This window comes from Hyalangium ruber, assembly GCF_034259325.1.
GTDB lineage: Bacteria > Myxococcota > Myxococcia > Myxococcales > Myxococcaceae > Hyalangium_A > Hyalangium_A rubrum.
In genome coordinates, this window is sequence record NZ_JAXIVS010000018.1 from 120,249 (window position 1) to 138,652 (window position 18,404).

General features: G+C 65.5%; 12 protein-coding genes. 3 read left to right on the forward strand and 9 right to left on the reverse strand.

Annotated features, from left to right (window positions below; genetic code table 11):
* Positions 1-63: 63 nt before the first annotated feature.
* Complete coding sequence (locus SYV04_RS37830) at positions 64-537, forward strand: hypothetical protein (RefSeq protein ID WP_321550922.1); 474 nt, start codon at positions 64-66, stop codon at positions 535-537.
* Positions 538-575: 38 nt separating this feature from the next.
* On the opposite strand, the gene SYV04_RS37835 is transcribed toward SYV04_RS37830, so the two are convergent.
* A complete protein-coding gene (locus SYV04_RS37835) occupies positions 576-1,388 on the reverse strand; it encodes a hypothetical protein (protein WP_321550923.1) in 813 nt (270 codons plus the stop codon).
* Between the two features lie 151 nt (positions 1,389-1,539).
* Here SYV04_RS37835 and SYV04_RS37840 point away from each other — a divergent pair, with 151 nt between their 5' ends.
* Positions 1,540-2,814 (forward strand): Hsp70 family protein, encoded by a 1,275-nt coding sequence (locus tag SYV04_RS37840; protein WP_321550924.1) that lies wholly within the window; start codon positions 1,540-1,542, stop codon positions 2,812-2,814.
* Positions 2,815-2,854: 40 nt separating this feature from the next.
* Entirely contained in the window at positions 2,855-3,358 is a 504-nt protein-coding gene (locus SYV04_RS37845; protein WP_321550925.1) for a hypothetical protein, read from the forward strand.
* 10 nt (positions 3,359-3,368) lie between these two features.
* Here SYV04_RS37845 and SYV04_RS37850 read toward each other — a convergent pair whose 3' ends face one another.
* The 8 genes from SYV04_RS37850 to SYV04_RS37885 form a co-directional block, all read right to left on the reverse strand.
* A complete protein-coding gene (locus SYV04_RS37850; protein WP_321550926.1) occupies positions 3,369-4,235 on the reverse strand; it encodes a hypothetical protein in 867 nt (288 codons plus the stop codon).
* Position 4,236: 1 nt separating this feature from the next.
* Positions 4,237-6,855 carry a TonB-dependent receptor domain-containing protein gene (locus SYV04_RS37855; protein WP_321550927.1) on the reverse strand — a complete coding sequence of 873 codons (2,619 nt, stop codon included), beginning with the start codon at positions 6,853-6,855 and terminating at the stop codon, positions 4,237-4,239.
* A 29-nt stretch (positions 6,856-6,884) separates the two neighbouring features.
* Complete coding sequence (locus SYV04_RS37860; RefSeq protein ID WP_321550928.1) at positions 6,885-7,703, reverse strand: OmpA/MotB family protein; 819 nt, start codon at positions 7,701-7,703, stop codon at positions 6,885-6,887.
* Positions 7,704-7,781: 78 nt separating this feature from the next.
* Positions 7,782-8,504 (reverse strand): hypothetical protein, encoded by a 723-nt coding sequence (locus tag SYV04_RS37865; RefSeq protein ID WP_321550929.1) that lies wholly within the window; start codon positions 8,502-8,504, stop codon positions 7,782-7,784.
* A gap of 51 nt (positions 8,505-8,555) precedes the next feature.
* Entirely contained in the window at positions 8,556-9,269 is a 714-nt protein-coding gene (locus SYV04_RS37870; protein ID WP_321550930.1) for a hypothetical protein, read from the reverse strand.
* A 957-nt stretch (positions 9,270-10,226) separates the two neighbouring features.
* Positions 10,227-14,357, reverse strand: a complete 4,131-nt coding sequence (locus SYV04_RS37875; RefSeq protein WP_321550931.1) for a DUF6531 domain-containing protein — start codon at positions 14,355-14,357, stop codon at positions 10,227-10,229.
* 6 nt (positions 14,358-14,363) lie between these two features.
* Entirely contained in the window at positions 14,364-15,779 is a 1,416-nt protein-coding gene (locus SYV04_RS37880; protein WP_321550932.1) for a tetratricopeptide repeat protein, read from the reverse strand.
* An 18-nt stretch (positions 15,780-15,797) separates the two neighbouring features.
* Positions 15,798-18,395 (reverse strand): type VI secretion system Vgr family protein, encoded by a 2,598-nt coding sequence (locus SYV04_RS37885; protein WP_321550933.1) that lies wholly within the window; start codon positions 18,393-18,395, stop codon positions 15,798-15,800.
* Positions 18,396-18,404 lie beyond the last annotated feature (9 nt).

The following is an 18,404-nucleotide window of genomic DNA, read 5'->3' on the forward strand; positions in this document are numbered from 1 at the left end:
CCTCCTCCAGGAGGTGCCTAGCTTGAGTGCGCGGAAGTCCACCTGCCCAGGAGGCTCTCACCTATGAGCGAACCATCCTCCGTCTCCCCATCTCGGCGCTCCCTGCGTGCGCTGGGGCCTGGATTCATCGGCTCCTTGTCCCTGACGCTCATCCACGAGGGCGCGCGGCGGGTGTTGGGGAATCCTCCACGCATGGACGTGCTCGGCAAGCGCTCCTTGAAGAAGGGGCTGCGCAAGCTCGGCCTCCGCCCCGCCCGTGGCCGCCGCCTGCACCGGCAGGCCCTGGTGGGCGACATCGTCTCCAACTCGCTCTACTACTCCCTGATCTCCGTGGGTCGGCCCCGGCGCCCCTACCTGCGCGGAGCCCTGCTCGGGGCGATCGCCGGAGTGGGCGCGGTGCTGCTCCCTCCTGTCCTGGGCCTGGGCAAGCGGCCGAGTCGCGCCAGCGCCTCCACCGCGCTGCTCACCGTGGCCTGGTACCTGCTGGGAGGCCTGGTCGCCGCGAGCGCCACTCCCAAGGTCCTCGCGGAGGGCTGAGCCGCCCACAGGCCGTGCTCAGCCCCAACCGCGCCGGGCTATGGGTTCAGCGGCTGCGGGGGCTGGGCACCCGGCTGGGACTCACCACTCTCGGGCGAGACGGGCATGGCCGGCGGCATGGAGGAAGTCACCTCGATGCGCACGGCGGTGGGCTCGCCCTGCGTGTCGCGGTAGGAAGCCCGCACCTGGCTGCCCTCCTGGATGTCTGCGGCCCGCCCCTGCTGTCCATCCACGATGATCTGCGTGCTGGGGCCCACCTGGAGGCGCAGCTGCGGCTCGCCCCGCACGCTCACCATCACCTCTCGTTCACTCGCCGTGAGTACCTCGCCGATGATGAGCTGCTCGCCCTGGCTCGGCGTGGAGGGCAGCGGTGCCTGCGCCATGGGCTGCTGGGCCGGTTCCGAGGCCTGCTCCGCTGCCTGCGGGCTCTGCTGTGCGTCCAGCGCGTCCTGCTGCGCCAGCTCCGACTCCTGCTGCCGTTGGGCTTCCAACGCGCTGGCCTGAGCCTCGGTCACCGTCTGCTGGGCCTGCTGCTGGGCGGTCTGGGCCTGCTGCTGGGAAGCCTGGGCCTCCTGGAGCTCCTTCTGGGCGCGACTCTCGGCCTCGGCCAGCTCCGTGCGAGTCTCCTCGACCACCTGCTGCGCCCGGGCGGCCTCCCGCTGCTGGTCGCTCGCCTCCTGCTGCGCGTTCTCCGCCTGGTCGAAGGCCTTCTCGGACTGCTTCTGGGCCTGCTCCACGCGATCGGAGGCCGACGCCTGCTCGCTCCCCTGAATGCTCCGTCCTTCCTTGCACCCCGCGGTGAGCAGCAACGCGGCAATTCCGGCCGACAACCACCCTGCGTGGAATCTCATGGTCTCTCCCTGTCCTCGAGTTGACAGGCCAAAGATGGAGCGCGCCTCTGGGGCGTGAATCCGAGCCAGGGCCCCACCTGTCCGCTGCCCCCTCGGCTGCCCCACAGGGAGCTATCCTCGCGGTCGGTTCGGCGTTATGGGCCTGGGTCCCATGCAAGCCTGTGGCCTCGACTTTGGAACCAGCAACACGGCGGCGGCCCTGCCAGATGGCACGGTGCTGCCCATCGCTCCCGACACCGCCGAGCCCCGCCTCTTCCGCTCCGTGCTCTTCTTCCCCGAGGACGAGCGCACCACCTATGCCGGCGCCCCCGCCATCACCCGCTACCTGGAGGACAACGCCGGGCGCTTCATCCAGTCGGTGAAGTCCTTCCTCCACAGCCGCTCCTTCCGCGCCACGCAGGTACACGGCCGCACGTGGACCATCGAGGAGCTGGTGGCGGTGCTGCTGCGCCGGGTGCGCGAGGCGGCGGGAGCCCAGACCGGCGCGCCTCCCGAGGCCGTCATCCTCGGCCGCCCGGCCGTCTTCTCCCCCGAGCCCGAGGCGGACGCGCTGGCCGAGCAGCGCTTGCGCAAGGCGGCGGAGCTGGCCGGCTTCACTCACATCCAGTTCCTCATCGAGCCCATCGCCGCCGCGCTCGCCTACGAGGCCCAGCTCTCGCGCGAGGAACTGGTGCTGGTGGCCGACTTCGGCGCGGGCACCACGGACCTGACGCTGATGCGGCTGGGGCCCTCGCGCCGCGGGCGGCCGGACCGCAAGGCGGACGTGGTGGGCTCCACGGGCGTGCGCATCGGCGGAGACCGCTTCGACGCGGAGCTCATGCGCCACAAGCTGCTGCCGCGCTTCGGCGCGGGCACCACGTACCGGGTGCGCGGCTTGTCGGACAAGCGGCTGCCCGTGCCGCAGCACGTGATGGCCAAGTTGCTGTCCTGGCACGAGATGTCCTTCATCCGCGAGAAGTCCACCCAGGAGCTGCTGCAGCTGATGCTGGAGTCCAGCGACAAGCCGGAGACGGCAGAGGCGCTCTACGACCTGGTGATGGAGAACCTGGGCTACCGGCTGTTCCGGACCATCGAGGCGACGAAGGTCCAGCTGTCGCGCGAGGAGGAGGCGACGCTGGACTTCGAGGAGGCGCGCATCTCGCTGCACGAGCGCATCACCCGCGCCGAGTTCGAGTCCTTCTGCCAGCCGCTGCTCACCGAGCTGGAGCAGTGTACCCAGGGCCTGCTGGAGCGGTGCGCGGGCGCGGGGGAAATCGACGCGGTGTTCCTGACGGGGGGCTCCTCGCAAATCCCCGCCGTGCGCAAGCTGTACGTGGACCGGTTCGGGGAGGCGCGGGTGCGCACCGCGGACGCCTTCACCTCGGTGGCCGAGGGGCTTGGCCGGGCCTGTGTCTCACTTGTTTCACCGGATTTGATAAACTCGTGAACCAGGGGGGCCGAGGGAGAAGGAAGGGTCAGGGCCACACATGGCGGGGCAGATTCTCGGGGTCTACTTCAAGAGCATCATCGGCACGATGTTGGCGTCAACGACGGAGCTGCTCTTCCCGGAGCACCGCAGACGCATCGCCGAGATGCAGGATGACCTCTGGTACCCCTGGGAAGACTACGTCCAGATGACCAATGACCTGCACGCCCGGCTCAGCGATGCGTCGCTGCAAGCCATCGGGCAGGCGACCACCGTGAAGACGCTTCCCCTCAACAAGGCCGCGGGGTTCGACTCGGTGGAGCGGGTGTTCCGCCGCTTCGAGGCGCTCTCCGCGGACGTCATCCGGGGCGTGCCCCCCGAGGAGTCCCTCCACACGGTCTCCTTCACGGAGGACTCGGCGGTGCTGGAGGGACAAACCCGCCTGCCCATTCCCCTGTTGCTGGGCTTCTTCCGCGGCATCCTCATCGGCTTCGGCCGCGTGCTGCTCTCCGAGGAAGTCACCCAGGACGGCTCCACCACGCGCATCACCCTGAAGTGGAGCTAACCCGGGCCCCTCAGGGGCCCACCTCCACCGTGCGCGACAACCAGTCCACCCCGCCGCGCCCGTCCCGCGCCACCACATAGAGGGTGATGCGCTGAGGCGTGGAGGGCGTGACGTACTGGATGGAGGGCTCGCCCGGCTTGCCATCCACCGGCTCCAGCGAGCGCAGCTGCTGCACCTCCCCGTCACCGGTGGCGAACCAGCTGTAGAAGACCTGCTCCGTGCGGGTGCCGTCAGCCGTCTCGTACTGCTCCAGGCTTCCCTCGGCCAGCCGGGGCACCAGCTTCACCTCGGTGCCGGGCGGCAGCGTGGCCGGCAGCGGCGCCTCGTCCAGGAGCAGCTCCTCCAGGCGCGGGTTCTGGTTGGGAGTCGCCGTCAGCCGCAGGGTGAGCTGGCGCACCCCGCTCTCCTGGCCCTCGGGGGTGTCGCTGCCATCGCTCGCCTCATAGCCGACGAAGAGCGGGATGCCCCGCTCCAGCAGGGCGCGTACCGCGGGATCATTCGGGTCCAGCGGCGCGCCGCCCGTGCCCGCGTTGGCCGTCTCCTGCAGCACCTGTTGCACGTTCGGATCCAGCAGCGACAGCTGGCCTTCCGGCAGCGCGGCGCCATCCTGGCCCGGGCAGTCCAGCGCGTTGCCATAGGCATTGCCCGGCTTGCACAGCGCGAGCGCCACGCCCACCTCCCGCTCCTCGGGGGCCACCGCCAGCGCGGAGAACTGGATGGGCGGCGGCAGGGCGGGGTTGTCGGGGTTCAGCGTCAGCTCGGCGGGCTCGGCCTTGATGGCGAGCACCCGGACGCGGCGAATCTCACTCTGCTCCTCGAACGACGGGCCACACGCGGTCAGCGCCAGGGAGAGGGACACGAAGAGGGTCGCGCGCATGTCAGAAGCTCCCCTTGGCACCGAGGATGGGCAGGAGGGGCAAGCCCTCCAGGAACGCCGACTCGGTGTAGTTGTAGTTGTAGAGGATGCCCTCCTTCGCCGGGTTGTTGTAGGCGTTGGTCAGGTCCAGGTACACGTTGAGGTTCCAGGTATCGAAGATGAAGTTGCGGTCCACGCGGATGTCCAGCTGGTGGAAGTTGGGCAGCCGATCGGAGTTCACGCCTCCGAAGATGGGGATGAAGACGTCGGTGAGGTCATCCCTGCGCGCGCCGGTGATGGGGGTGCGCGGATTGCCGGAGGAGAAGCGGAAGCGCGCGCCCACCTCCCAGTTGGCTGTCAGCTTGTAGCTGGCGATGGCGGTGAGCACGTGCGTCTGGTCGTTGTCGAACAGGCGCGTCGCCTCACCAGGCCTGTCGCGGCGCTCGCTGCGGCTGAAGGTGTAGGCCACCCACCCGAAGAGGCGGTCGGTGAGATTGCGCCGCGCCAGCAACTCGAAGCCGTAGATGTGGCCAGTGCCCAGGTTGGTGAGGCGCTCGGGCACCTGCTGACCATCGCGCTCCACCATCGCGTCCGAGCGGACGATGAGGCGCTTCAAGTCGTTGTAGAAGACCTCGCCGCTGAGGAAGTACTCGGCCGAGGGCTGCCACTCGCTGCCGACGCTGTACTGGTAGGAGCGCTTGGCCCGCAGCTCCGGGTTGCCGAAGGAGGTGCTGGGCTCATCGTTGATGGCGGGCCCGTGGTACAGGCCCGCGCCACCCTTGAGTGTCACCGCGTCGGTGAGGGCGTAACGAACCGCCAGCCGAGGGTTGAGCGAGCGCTTGCGCACCTGCTGCTCTGCGAAGACGTAGCTCTCGCTGCGCACGCCGGGCACCACCAGGAGGCCCGGCAGCGGCTTCCAGCGCGCCTCCACCCAGACGCCGGGGAAGTACTGGTAGTAGGAGCCGTCCACGGTGAGCAGCTCATCCAAGAGCAGCGGCGAGGGAGGCTCGCCCTCGCGGGGCGGGGACTGGATGCGCGCGCGCACATCCGCGTTCGAGTAGTCGACGTCCAGGCCGCCCGCCAGGGTGAGCGCCTCGCTCAGGGTGTACTCGGCGGTGGAGCGCAGGCCGAAGTCCAGCGAGGAGATGCGCAGGTTGCGCTCGCCGATGACGAACTCGACGAGGGTGGTGCCCACTAGGCCCTGGCTCTCCACGGTGAGGTTGCCGGCCTTGTACTGGTGGCCCAGGCGGAGCTGGCTGAAGCCGGTGGTAAGCTCGAACTCGCCGTTGACGCTCGGGTCGTCATCGGCGGGACGGTCGAACACCAGGCCCAACACGTCATTGGAAGTGAGCCCCTGGAGGGTGAAGGTGTGCTGCTTGCTGGGCGTCCAGTGCAGCTTGAGCTGGGCGTCGTAGTAGCGAGGAGCCACCTGGATGGAGGGCCCTTCCTCGTTCTCGGGCACGAGCTTGAGGACCAGGTCCACATAGGAGCGCCGGCCGGCCACGGCGATGCCGAGGTTCTCGGTAATCGGGCCCTCGAGCACGGCATTGGATTCGATGACGCCCACGCCCACGGTGCCGTGGAAGCGGTCCATGCGGGGGGCACGGCTGCGCACGTTGATGACGCCACCGGTGATGTTGCCGTAATAGGAGGAGAAGTTGCCGGGCAGGTAGTCCACCGCCTCCAGCAGCTCCGAGTTGTAGACGGAGGTCAGCCCGCCGAAGTGGTACAGCAGGGGAATCTTCTGGCCATCCAGGAAGACGCCGGACTCGTTGGGGCCGGTGCCGCGGATGACGAGCTGGCCACCGTTGAAGGCGGGCCGCGCGACGCCGGGCAGGTTCTGCACCACCTTGAGGGTGTCGCCCTGGGTGCCGGGGATCTTCTGCACCTCGGCGACCTGGATGGTGGTGCGAGTCACTTCCTTGCGCTCGCGCTCGCTGCGCACCACGGTCTCATAGGGGCTGAAGACGCGCCGCTGCACGTAGTAGGTGGCCTGCGTCTCCTGGCCCTCGGAGATGGACTCCCGGGTGCGGAAGCGGTCATACCCGCCGACGATGACGAGCACCTCGTGACTTCCCACGGGCACGCCGCGGAAGGAGAAGCGGCCCTCCCCATCGGTGGTGGCTGTACGCGCCAGCTCGGGCAGAGCCACCTCGGCGCTCACGAGCGGCTTGCGGGTGCCCCGCTCCAGGGCACGGCCGCTGAAGTTCACCGGAGGCTCGGGAGCTCCCGCCGCTTCGCCACCTTCGGGAGGCGGCGGGGCGCGCCAGACGAACTGGTAGGCGTATTCGATGCGCACCGGGGCGGGCACGCCGTCTACCTCGGCGGGCTCGAACTCGAACTGGCGCACGGCGGCGACGGCGGCCTCATCGAAGCCCGGGCCGGCCGACTGCGTCACCTGCACGTCGGTGACGGCGCCCGCCTCGGAGATGTCGATGAACATGACCACGGTGCCCTCGAGCTGCTGAGCGAGGGCCTCGGGGGGGTACTGAGCCTCCACCTGGCGCTTGAGGACCGGGGCCTTGGTGAGCACCCCGGCGGGGGCCCCCGCATCCGGCGAGGGCGTACCAGCGTCCGGGGCCTCCTGGGCCACGGCTCCGGTCGCGAGGAGAAGACAAAGAACGGCGGAGAGCGTTTTCATGAGAGGGCGCGGGGGTCCGCGCCCCCCGTCTAACGCCCTCCGGCTTTGGGCGCGAGAACGATTTCGATGCGCCGGTTGAGACTGCGGTTCTCCGGACTGTCGTTGGGGGCGATGGGCTGGTACTGCCCGTAGCCGGCGGCGGAGAGGACGGTGGGGTCCACGCCGGAGTCCTGGAGGGCGCGTACGACGGCCATGGCGCGGGCCAGGCTCAGCTCCCAGTTGGAGGGGAAGGGGCCGTCCTTGGGCATGGGCACGTCGTCGGTGTGGCCCTCGACGCGGATGATGCGGCCCTGGACGGTCTTGAGGGCGGCGGCGATCTTCACCAGGGCATCCTGGCCCTCCTTGTTGACGCGGGTGGAGCCGGAGGCGAAGAGGATCTTGTCCTTGAGCTGGACGGTCATCCGGCCTTGGAGCTCGGAGAGCTGAATCTTCCCTTCGGAGATCTCCTGCTTGAGGCTCTGGGCGAGGTTCTCGTACTCGGAGCTCTTCTTCTCGAGGGCCTCCTTGGCCTCGGCGAGCTTGCGAGTGGACTTGGCGAGCTCGTCATTGAGGGCGGAGAGCTCGATGTTCTTCTGCTCGAGGGCGTGGCGCTCGGCGGCGGCGGCGGTGAGGCGGGACTCGGAGGTGGTGAGGCGGGAGGTCAGGGCCTCCTTGTCGCGCTCGAGGGTGGCGATCTGCTCTTCCAGGTGGCGCACCTTGGCCTCGAGGGCCTCTCGAGCGCCCTTCTCATCCTTGAGGCGGTTGTCGAGGTTCTCGGCCTCCCGGGCGAGCTCGTCATACTTGCCCTGAGAGACGCAGGCGGTGGCGGTGAGCGCCGCGAGCGCGGCCAGGGCCAACGTGGAACGCATGGATGTGAGTCCTCCTGAGGGACGGCGAGTAGGGCGGAGGAGACTACCGCCCACGGAGGGCGGCGTCAGGCACGGAGTTCAAGAGCCACTGCTCTTGAGTTCGACCTTCTCCACGAACTTCTTCTTGAGCGCATCCCGGTGCGCGGCGGAGTGCGCGTCGAGGTACATGACGAAGCTGCGTGAGTCCTGCTGGCACACGAACCACGCGTCCTCGCTCTCGGCGCAGGCACCGTAAGCATCATTGAACCAGTACGGCTCGAAACCCAGGCTGGCGCCGAAGCTCAGAGCCTCCCTCAGAGTGTCTTGCCGGTTATTGGCCAAGATGGCGTATCGAGGAGGGTCGGGCAGGCGGAAGGCCGAGAAGCCCTTGCGGTACAACAGGTTTCGGAACGACCGGGCGATGGTCTCTCCAACTCCCTTCTCCCAGTTTTCGACAACGATGGGCTCCCAGTTGGCTCGGCCGTAGATCAGCGTGCGAGCACCGCTCACACTCTGAGCGGCGATCGTGACCCCCTTGCGAGGAATAGAGGGTTTGCCGCGCTTCACCTGATCCTCATAAAGGCGCAACAGGGAATCGATGTCAGGTCGTGCGTCGTCGGCGAACCTGATGACGCGCTCTTGCCGTCCGAACTCCCGGAGATATCCCAGGTACAAGGGCGGGAGCGGTCTCTGGACCAACTCCAAGAACCTCTGGATCTGCTCCTCTGTCGCTCCCTCCCGAGAAAGAGACGCTCCTCCGGACAAGCGCTCCACGAAGTCGATAAAAGCGCGGATGTCGTCACTCGCGGCCGTGGAGATCATGCCAACTCTTGCCTGAACACGCACACCACCATGGTGTCCCCTTGACGCTGCTCACTCCTTGAGTTCGAGCTTCTCGACGAACTTCTTCTTGAGCGCATCCCGGTGCGCGGCGGAGTGCGCGTCGAGATACATGACGAACCTGCGCTGTCCCTGCTTGCACACGAACCACGCGTCCTCGCTCTCGGCGCAGGCGCCGTAAGCGTCGTTGAACCAGTACGGCTCGAAACCCAGGCTGGCGCCGAAACTCAGGGCCTCCGCCAGAGTTCCTGGCTGGTTGTTGAACAGGATGGCGTATCGGGGAGGGTTGGGCAGACGGAACGCCGAGAAGCCCTTGCGGTACAAAAGATTCCGAAATGATTGAGCGATGGGCTCTCCCACTCCCTTCTCCCAGTTAATAACGACGATTGGCTCTGGTTGTGCCTGCTCGTAGATAAGCGAGCGGGCCCCGCTCAAACTCTGGACTGCGATCGTCACCCCATTGAGAGGGATTTCGGGCTCGCCTTGTTGCACCTGGTCCTCATAGAACTCCAGCAGTGACTCGATGTCCTGGTGTGCATCATCTGCGAATCGAAGACCGCCCGTCTGCCGCCCGAACTCACGGAGGTACCTCAGATACAAGGGAGGAAGAGGTCTATGAACCAGTTCCACGAATCGCTGAATCTGTTCCTCTGTTGCCCCCACATATAGAAGAGGCACTCCCCCCGATAAGCGCTCTATAAAGCCGATGAACTCTCGAATGTCGTCACTCAGGGCCGTGGGGATCATGTTCGAGAACTCGGCAACTTTCTGCATTGTCAAAGGCACAGGAAAACCGGGTGCCAATTTCAAACACCCAGGCGGATTACCTCCAGACGCTCGGTGAACACTGGCATCGAGTCATGTTCCCGGAGCGTCACCACCTTGGCCCTCAAAGTCCACGAGAGAGTCCTTCAGCACAGGCTCACCAGGAGGCCATGTGAAAGCGATTTTGGGCTTCATGCTCCGATAGGAGATGAAATGCCACCAAGCCAGTGCCTCCTTGAGAGGAGCATATGCCTTCTGACGCCACACAGGGGGAGCATTCCGTGGAAGCCCATGCGCGACCAGGCGCGCTCCTTCCCGTCCTTCTCCAGCAGGCCCAAAATCGTATGACATCCTGAAGTCGCCTCTTGGAACAGTCACCCTGAGTTCCAGACCTGCTCGAGCGGAAGTCGATGGCAAGAACTCCGCTGAGACGGCCCCATACCGCTGAGCACAAACGCGTGTCGTGCGTGCCATCCAGGCAAAGTCCACTGGAGCTTCCAACTCGAACATCCTCTCCCCAGGGTATCTCGGCTCTTTTTCGGTCACCGACCGGCTCTCCTGCCAGTACCAATCCGCGAGTGCCGAAGCAAAGTGCCCCAGCACCCTCTCCGTGAAGGCATGTTGTCGCGGCTCAGCAGTGATGATGTCCAGTTGTGTGTATCCACCACCTTTGGGGAACTGGACGATGCCGACGGATGACTCTCCTTGCTCGTTACTGATGGCGCCGTTCTGGTAGGTCCATTCCTTCATGACTCTGTTCTTCGAGATGTCCACGAACTCGGGAAACCTCGCTGGCACCTTTCCCGGCGGAGCCAACTCCTCTTGGTCAACCCCGACCACCAGCTCCGGCCACCTTCGGCGCAAGCGCCGCACAAATCGACCGATCAGCCACTGGGGATCCGCTCGAACGAGGAAGTCATGATCCCAACCGGACATACGCTACCCGCACTTTCCATGGCCGGCCTGTCGCACGGTTCGCTTGGGCCGGTTGGATTTCTTGTTCCACTCGTTCTGAGAGACACGCGGCACGAACACATCCCTGTCGAAGTAGAGCGAAATTCCTGCCTCACCCCGCCCACCCGGAAGTTGCTTCACAAGGTCATCGAACTTCTCGTCAGCCACTTCAATCGCAAGGTAGTACTCGCGCTTTTCTGCTGGGATGCGCATGCGTGCAAGTTCGCCTGCCGATGATGTGGGTGGCATCGTCGTGACGTAGACTCCATAGGGGCGTCCCCCAGGAGGATTCGACGCTTTGAGATACCAGGTCCTCGAGTTCGCGGTGATGGCGTCGTAACCCGCCTTGCTCGTGTAGTGATACACGATGATGAGTCCCCACGGGTCAGCCCAGACATTCGGATCCGCAGCGTATCCATACAGACCGAGTCCTGCGTACAATCCCAGGGGATCCTGGCTGAGATATTGCTGCCGAGCAGGATCAAAATATCGATACCAGTTCTGGCGAAGCCCTGTCTCGACATCCTCGTACTGTCCTGGCCACCGCCAAGGGCATTCCTCGGAAGTGCCTGCCTCAAACGAGGAACTCCCGAGGACATCCATGTCCATCTTCCAGGCAAGCTGGCCAGTCTCGTCATAGAGCGCGGTCGTGGTTCCGAGATGATCTGGGACTGTCGCCCAGTACCGACCTGCTTGCTCCTTCGCCACAGGAGTAAAGGTTTCTGGCTCCCAGTACCAAGTCGTCTGCTCCTGATTGGATGACAACTCGTGCAGGAGGGTGTCTCGGTCCCAAACGAAGCGTATCTCTTTTTCTACTGACTCCTGGCCATCCAGCCCCACGCGCACCAGCGCCTTGCGCGTCCTTCGTGCGAAGGCGTCATACTCGAATCGCACACGCAGGCCATCCGGGCGCTCTACCTCCGAAAGGAGCCCGGCACCGTTCCACGTGTAGCGCCAGGTCTCTCCCTGGAGTGACACGCGCTCCGTCTGGTTGCCATCTTCGTCATGCGCATAACGGGTTCCATCAAGCACCTCCAGCCGACCTCCCGAGCCATAGTGCCGGTCGCTTCCTTTGGGCGATGAGTAGACGTTGCCGACAACATCCATCGCCCGGTGGAGCACTCCCGCTCCTGTCTCCTGACCGATGAGACGCCCACGAGCATCGTAATGGTAGTGCGTCGGTCCACGGTCGGCGTCGATAATGGCCGTGATTTGATCTTCACCGTGCCACTGATAAGTGCGCGTATCCAATCGCCGCAGGTGCCCCTGCGAGGCGTGGAGGACGGTGCGGCGTTCGACAGGACGTCCAGCTGGGTCCCGCTCCCACTCCACTCGGATTCCACCCGGTAATGCCCTCGCTGTCTCCAGTCCCAACGAGTCTCTTTCAAAGGTCACTGTCGAGCGCGAGTTGTCGACATGCGTCTTGCCAAAACGCAGGGCAGCCACCCCTCCAAGGTCGTCGCGCACCACCGCCATCCTGCCACCCAGGCTGGTCTCCATGAGGCTGCGCTCGCCGTGCGCGTCAAAGCGCGAAACCACGACATGGGCACCCTGTAACTCACGCAGCACGCGCCCCATGGCGTCCCGCTCTAGAATGATCTCGCTGGTCTCGTTCTTTGCACGCACCAGCGTGCCATCCGCACGGTAGGTGAACTCCGCTCCTGTTCCATCCGAGTGCAACACCCGCACCACTCGACCGTCTGGGTCGTAGGTGTACTGGGTCGACCTGCCGCTCGGCAGGTATGTCTTCTCCACCTGGCCAAGCCTGTCCCGCTGGTAGCTGCGGTTCCTGCCGTCGAACCCCTTCTCTTCTAGCACCCGACCACAAGCGTCGCGAACGAATGTGTATGTTTCTCCTGCCTCATTGATGGCAGCCGTCAGTCGGTCCTCGGTGTCATAGCAAAAACGAACCGTGGTGCCTGCTTCCTCGCGTGCGACAACCTTATGGAAGTGCCCGTAGGTCAGCCTGAAGTGCCGAGTGACATCACGCAGTTCAATGAGATTGCCCTCGGCATCATACGTCATCTCTTGGACGACGCCCGCGGGAGACTCGATGCGCACGATACGACCAAGAGCGTCATACCTACTGCGAAGTGTCGCCCCACGCGCGTCACGTACCTTCACCAACCGGCCCTGAGCATCGTAGGCGTACTCAGTCGTGACGCTGTTGCCTGTCCGAGCGAGGATCGGGTTCTTCTGCTCATCGTACTCTAGGTTGGTGCGAGGCCTTCCCGGCTCTTCCATCCATACCAACAACCCACGCTTCCAGCCGTAGCGGGTCCGCTCGCCCGTGGGCGTCACGCGCTCCACCAGATGTCCCTCGGTGTCGTACCCCCACTGCCACACCCCCTCCGCCGCATCCACAGCCCGCACAGGGAGTCCCTTCGCGTCGTAATCAACGCGTGAGATGGCACCGTCCGGACCTTGGCGCTCCGTGGGGTTGCCTCGCTCGTCATAGATTGTGACTTGCGAGTGCCCCAGAGCGTCCGTCTCTCTGGCCAACGCACCGCAGTCCTCGTCATAGGCGTACTCGGTGACGGCTCCGTGCGGATCCACCACCTTCACGACCATGCCCAGTTCGTCCAACTGGTAGACGGTGACGGCGCCCAAGCTGTCCTCCACCACCGTCTTCCGTTTCTGGAGGTCATAGCTGATGACGTGATCGTAGATGCCACCATCGCCCCAGGTGCGGACACATCGCGCGGCGGAGCCCAGCGCCTCGTACTGAAAGTAGAAGCTGAGGCCTGCCCGGTCCGTCTCCTTCACCAATAGGTGCCCTTGGTACTCGAACTTCCAGGAGTGGCCGGCAGCATCCACCACCTCCACCAGGTCGCCACTTGCGGCATAGATGTACTTGAGGTGCTTATAGAAGCCTGAGTCTCGGGAAAGGGGGAGCTTCACCTCGGCCAAGTGCCCCTGCTTGTCGTGTACGAAGGCAATCAGCCGGCCTCCGCAGTCTCGCACCTGCTCAAGGAGCCCTCGGGTGTCGTAGGTCAATTGGATGGAGTGATGCCGATCGCGGCTGAGGATGCGCTGAAGTTTTGCTCGCTGCGCGTCGCCTCCGGGCGTCGGTTCGAACTCGCGCACCACGCCGTCAGCAGACTCTACCTCCCAGCGGAGATTGCCGAGAGCACGCAGCGTCAGCCGATTGGTAGCGTCATAGACGTGCTGGCCGGCCCGAATGATCCGGTCAGGGAGGCCGTCCAAGTGGAACTCGATCTCCCGCCCATCCTCTGCCAGCAACACCACCCTACCGTGCTCCAGCCACACTTCCTGATTCAGGGAGTGGCTCCACCCGTACCCCAAAGGCCCATTCCTCCAAGCGAGAGAGGACGAATAGACACGCTCGAACACCAGAGGTAGCGGCCCAGGGAGTTCGAAGTCGATGTTGTCCGTGAACACGCGCCCGGTCGCCACATCCACCGGGTGGCCCGTCACGAAGCAGATGGCACGCCGGAAGCGGTCCCGGTATCGCTGGGGCGCAATGCGATCCGTCACGCTCCGCAGGGCCCTGCTGACTCGCGCCCAGCCACGGCTCCTGCGCTGAGCCGCTCGCAATGCTCGGAAGAGTCGTGCGCCCCCACGTGCCGCTGCCCTGAGCATTCTCATGGCGCCTGCCATCAAGAGGCTCTGCGCGATACCGGCCAGGTCCGGCACCATGGCCGGCATGTTCAGTACGGGCATCCCCTTGGGGATGGCCAACACCACGCTTGTCGGCAGCCGTACCGGGTCACTGCAACTCAAGGCGATATCGCCCAGCCGTACTCCCAGCGTGCCACCCAGGCTGACGTTGAGGCTTCCGAAGTAAAGCTCGGCGTCATTGCCGGGCATCCCCCTGGCGAAGGCCACGCCTGGCACTGGCAGATGCGGCATCGTCAGCTTGTTGGTGACGCTGGTGCCACAATTGGTGACCGGCATGCTGTTGACCAGCACCAGCCCAGGTCCTCCGCCTGTCGCCATGCCAATGGCCGCCCCAATGGCCAGTCCCACCGGATCGAACACCATGCCAACAAAGGGCATGGGCACGGGTGTCGGCACGGGCCCCGCGGGCGTGGGCACCAGGACGATGTGGATGTCGATGCCCAGGACCGGATCGAAGAAGGAACTCTGCAGCATGACGCGTCAGGCCTCCTGGACTCGAGGGGCGGGAGGAAGTTCCAAGGCGACAGCCTGGGCCTCCAGCGAATCCGCCTGGGCCTTGAGGCCGTGCTTGCGACAGAGGGCAGCCAGTTGACGCGCCGCCTCGGGTGCCGAGGAGGCGGACCGCTGGTCTGAAGGGGCCTTGTCGGCTGCCTCCAGTGCTTTCTTCCACGCGGCGGTAGCCTCCGCCACTTTGCCCGCACCCGCTAGGAGCTGGCCACACATGCGATAACCCTCGATGGCGAGCACGGGTGTGGCGGCTGCCATCCCTAGCTTCCCCGCCTCGGCATATGCACGGGCAGCCTCGTCGGACCGCTGGAGGATCAGGAGCGTGGAGGCCTGGGCGAGCTGCGCCTGCACCGCCAGTTCTGGGAGTTGGTGCGCCTCAGCGCGCTTGCGAGCGTCCCGAAATACCTCCAGCGCTTGAGCCGTCTGCTTCGCCTGGAGCACATAGCCTCCCAGCACCAACTCCATTGTCACGGCCTCTCTCTTCAGACCCGCCTTCAGGCACATGTCGCGGGCTTCACGCTGCGCCTGGACGGCCTGAGCGGCCTTCCCCTCACGAAGCGCATGAGCTGCGGTGAGCACCTTGAGGCGCAGGATCTGCTGGAAGCTCGGATCGAGCAGGGCTGGCTCCAACATCAGCTCCCGGGCCATCTTCTCGCGCTGGTCAACGGCCAGAGGCTGAGGGGCTCCTTTACGAGGTGGCGGAGCCTCTCGTGGCCCTGCCGCCCCCACCACCTGCGCTCCCGTAGCACCCACGGGCGCCGAGGCCATGGCCGCGAGCATCTGCGCCATATCCTGGCCCGCCTGCTTCTCGTCAGGCCTCGCATCCACACGCTCAGCCTTCTTCGCGAGGGCAACCGCCAGGGGCTCACAGTGAGTCCCATCCGTCTCCACGAGGATGAACCGGGCCTGCCTCGACTCCGCGCGCGTCAGCAGGCTCTTCACATCCGAAGCCCAGTGCTTCGGATCGCGCACCCAGACCGGTGCTAGCACCAGCACCATTCCATCGAAGGGTGCGGTAAGGCTACGCAGCGCCCCGTCCACCTCCAGGCAGAAGCGTGCCAACGCGCTCTGGGCCTTCGGCACGGCCCCAAGCTCCGGCACGGAGACGCCCTCCCCCGCCTCGGCCAGCAGCGTGCGCAGTTCCTCATAGTCCTCGCGCAGCTCCTCCGCGCGCCCTTCCCACCCGTCCTCCCCATCCTCCGTGGGCGTCTCCAGCACGAAGAACGGCGAATGGTTGTCCCCGTGGTGCTCCCCCGCTGCGATGTGCTCCAGCACGGCCAATCGCAAGGAGGGATCCGTCGCCACATGCAGGAGCCGCACGTCCCGGTTGATAATGAACCGCTGTACCGCCTCGACCACCCGCGTTAGTGGCTGCGCAATCGAGTCCATGTCATCCCTCGGTAAGCGCTAGTTGATCTTCACGATCGCGCCGGTGATCTCGTGGAGTGCCTGCGCCGAGGCAGCGATCTTCGGTCCGGAGGTCTCCACCCCCAGGGGCGAAACCTTCACCGAACTCGCCGCCGAACTCGCCTTGACCTCCTTGACACCAGACAGCTCCACGGTGCCGTCGCTCTTGAGCGTTACGCTCGCCGCGCCGCACACCAGGGAGATCTCGCTCACGGCCGTCACCTCGATCTTGTTGCCATCGAACTTCATCTCTCCCGAGGTGTTGTGAATCTGGATCTTCTTGCTCGCCCCGTCGACGGTGATGCTGTCCTTGAGGGTGACGCTCACTTCGCCCTGAGAGGACTTCACCTCGACATCTCCCACCATCGTGTACTTGCCGACCACGTGGTCGGCCTTGTCCCCGCCGACTTCCAGCGTGTCCTTGCTGTCGATGGTCTCCTCGCGGTCTCCCGTAACGAGGAGCTTCTCCAGCGTATTGACGGTGGTGTCGCGGCCCCCGTGCAGGGTGAGCTTCTCCTGCCCCGTCACCTCCTCGGTGCGTGTGGCCTGGACGGTGATCTTCTCGTCCTGCTCCACCGTCTCGGTACGCTTGCCTTTCACGGTGGTCGTCTCGTCCATGTCCACCGTCTTGGTTCGCTTGCCATGGACGGTCATGGATTGGTCACCGCCCACCGTCTCCGACTGCGAGCCATCCACCGAGTTCGTCTGGTTGGCCTTCACCTGGGTGGAGTGGTTGTGCAGAACCACCTCGTTGAAGTCCTTCTGCGCGTGGAGGAACACCTCCTCCGAGTCGGCGGCATCCTCGAAGCGCAGCTCGTTGAAGCCTTCCCCTCCTGGCGTGCTCGAAGTGCGGATGGTGCTGCGTGTCTTTTGATCCGGCAGCGCGTAAGGCGGCGCGTTCTGCCCGTTGTACACAGAGCCCACCACCAGCGGCCGGTCCGGGTCCCCCTCCAGGAAGTCCACCAGCACTTCCATGCCGATGCGCGGTAGGAAGACGAACCCCCAGCCCAGGCCACTCCACACCTGAGCCACGCGTAGGAAACACGAACTCTTCTCGTCCTTCTGCCCCGCTCGGTCCCAGTGGAACTGCACCTTGATGCGGCCGTGCTCGTCCGTGAAGATCTCCTCGCCAGAGGGCCCTACCACCGTGGCCGTCTGCAGCCCCGCCATGCGCGCACGGATACGACGACGCTCGGAACGGAAGGGCGCATCCAGCGGAATGCACTCGAATGTATTGCGGTAGCGCTCACGCGCGGTGCCTTCCTTGGCCTCCTCATGCGTATCGCTGGTGAGCTCCTCGGGTGCATGGCCGTGGTGCTCCACGCGGGTGAGGAGATACCACTGGTCCAACGCGGGGTTGCCATGCCCCGTCAGTTCGAACATGAAGCCCGGGGTGAAGCCGGTGACATAGCCCGCACCGTGCCCATGCTTACCCTGCACATGGAAGGCCTCTCGGCGCAGCGTCTCCTGCTGGGACTCGTGCTTGTACTTCTTCGCTCCCGCGTCGTACGGCCCCAACAGGGGTGCCGGATACTCGTAGGATTCGCGGTCCTTGCCCTGCCCGTCCTTGGCGCGTGCCTTCTTCGTCAGGTCCAGCGCCGGCTGCGTCCAGTCGAAGTCCCGCACCACCACGCTCGTGGTGTGCAGTTGCTGCGAAAAGTCGAAGTGCCGCAGCGCCTCGTCCTCGGCAGTGGACGCCTCGGGTCCCTTCACGGTGATGGGGCTGCCACCCACCGGCTCGCACGTGGGGCACTGCTCGTTGGCCTCCGCCAACACCAACTCCTCCTTCTCTCCGGTGTGTTCGAAGTAGAAGAAGATGCCCTCCTCCTCCATGAGCCGCAGCGCGAAGTCCAGGTCCGTCTCCCGGTACTGCACGCAGTACTCACGCGGCAGATACTCGCGCGTGAGCTCCAGCCGGACGGTGCGCTCGTAGGGCTGTAGCCCCTCGGAGAGCACCTCCTCCAGGATCTCCGGCACCGTCTTCTCCTGGAAGATGTAGGAATCCTTGCGCTGCGACAGCGCCCAGAGCGCCGGCACCACATGCACCCGCGCCAGCAGGTGCCCGGCCTTGGTGCCCGTGTGCTCCACCCGGTGGATGATGCCGCACAGGCGCCGTGAGGCCGCCTCGCGGGAGATGACCACCTCGGACGAGGAGCCCAACAGCCCGTCCACGTCCGCGCCCAGGTTCTCGTTGGCCAGATCCACCGTATACGCGTACAGCTCGGACAGCCCCTCGCGGGCGTGCAGCTCCACCACGCGCCAGGTTCCACCCGGATCCGCATTGGACTCGAAGCTGAAGCGGACCTTCTCCGCGGGCTTCAACCCGCCAGCGATGGCCTGTGCCACCTCGGACAGCGCCTCCACTCCCCCCAAGGCGCCCACCACGCGCTCGGCCACGTCACGCGCCTGCCGCGCCACCTGCCCCAATTGCTGCGTCGCCTGCTGCACCTCGGGGATCTGCCCCAAGGCCTGCTCGAGCTGGCGCACCTGCTTGACGGGGACCTGCCCTTCCCGGGCCTGGCGTACGGCCTCCTGGACCTCGCGAGCCACTTCCTGGCCCTGCTCCATACGGCGCAGGACATCGTCGGAATCCGACATTCAGAAGCC

Bases quoted from the DNA above. Each gene is read 5' to 3' on its own strand.
- SYV04_RS37865 (WP_321550929.1), bottom strand. From the start codon at position 8,504: ATGATCTCCACGGCCGCGAGTGACGACATCCGCGCTTTTATCGACTTC.
- SYV04_RS37835 (WP_321550923.1), bottom strand. From the start codon at position 1,388: ATGAGATTCCACGCAGGGTGGTTGTCGGCCGGAATTGCCGCGTTGCTG.
- SYV04_RS37845 (WP_321550925.1), top strand. From the start codon at position 2,855: ATGGCGGGGCAGATTCTCGGGGTCTACTTCAAGAGCATCATCGGCACG.
- SYV04_RS37850 (WP_321550926.1), bottom strand. From the start codon at position 4,235: ATGCGCGCGACCCTCTTCGTGTCCCTCTCCCTGGCGCTGACCGCGTGT.
- SYV04_RS37885 (WP_321550933.1), bottom strand. From the start codon at position 18,395: ATGTCGGATTCCGACGATGTCCTGCGCCGTATGGAGCAGGGCCAGGAA.
- SYV04_RS37855 (WP_321550927.1), bottom strand. From the start codon at position 6,855: ATGAAAACGCTCTCCGCCGTTCTTTGTCTTCTCCTCGCGACCGGAGCC.
- SYV04_RS37840 (WP_321550924.1), top strand. From the start codon at position 1,540: ATGCAAGCCTGTGGCCTCGACTTTGGAACCAGCAACACGGCGGCGGCC.
- SYV04_RS37870 (WP_321550930.1), bottom strand. From the start codon at position 9,269: ATGATCCCCACGGCCCTGAGTGACGACATTCGAGAGTTCATCGGCTTT.
- SYV04_RS37875 (WP_321550931.1), bottom strand. From the start codon at position 14,357: ATGCTGCAGAGTTCCTTCTTCGATCCGGTCCTGGGCATCGACATCCAC.
- SYV04_RS37880 (WP_321550932.1), bottom strand. From the start codon at position 15,779: ATGGACTCGATTGCGCAGCCACTAACGCGGGTGGTCGAGGCGGTACAG.
- SYV04_RS37830 (WP_321550922.1), top strand. From the start codon at position 64: ATGAGCGAACCATCCTCCGTCTCCCCATCTCGGCGCTCCCTGCGTGCG.
- SYV04_RS37860 (WP_321550928.1), bottom strand. From the start codon at position 7,703: ATGCGTTCCACGTTGGCCCTGGCCGCGCTCGCGGCGCTCACCGCCACC.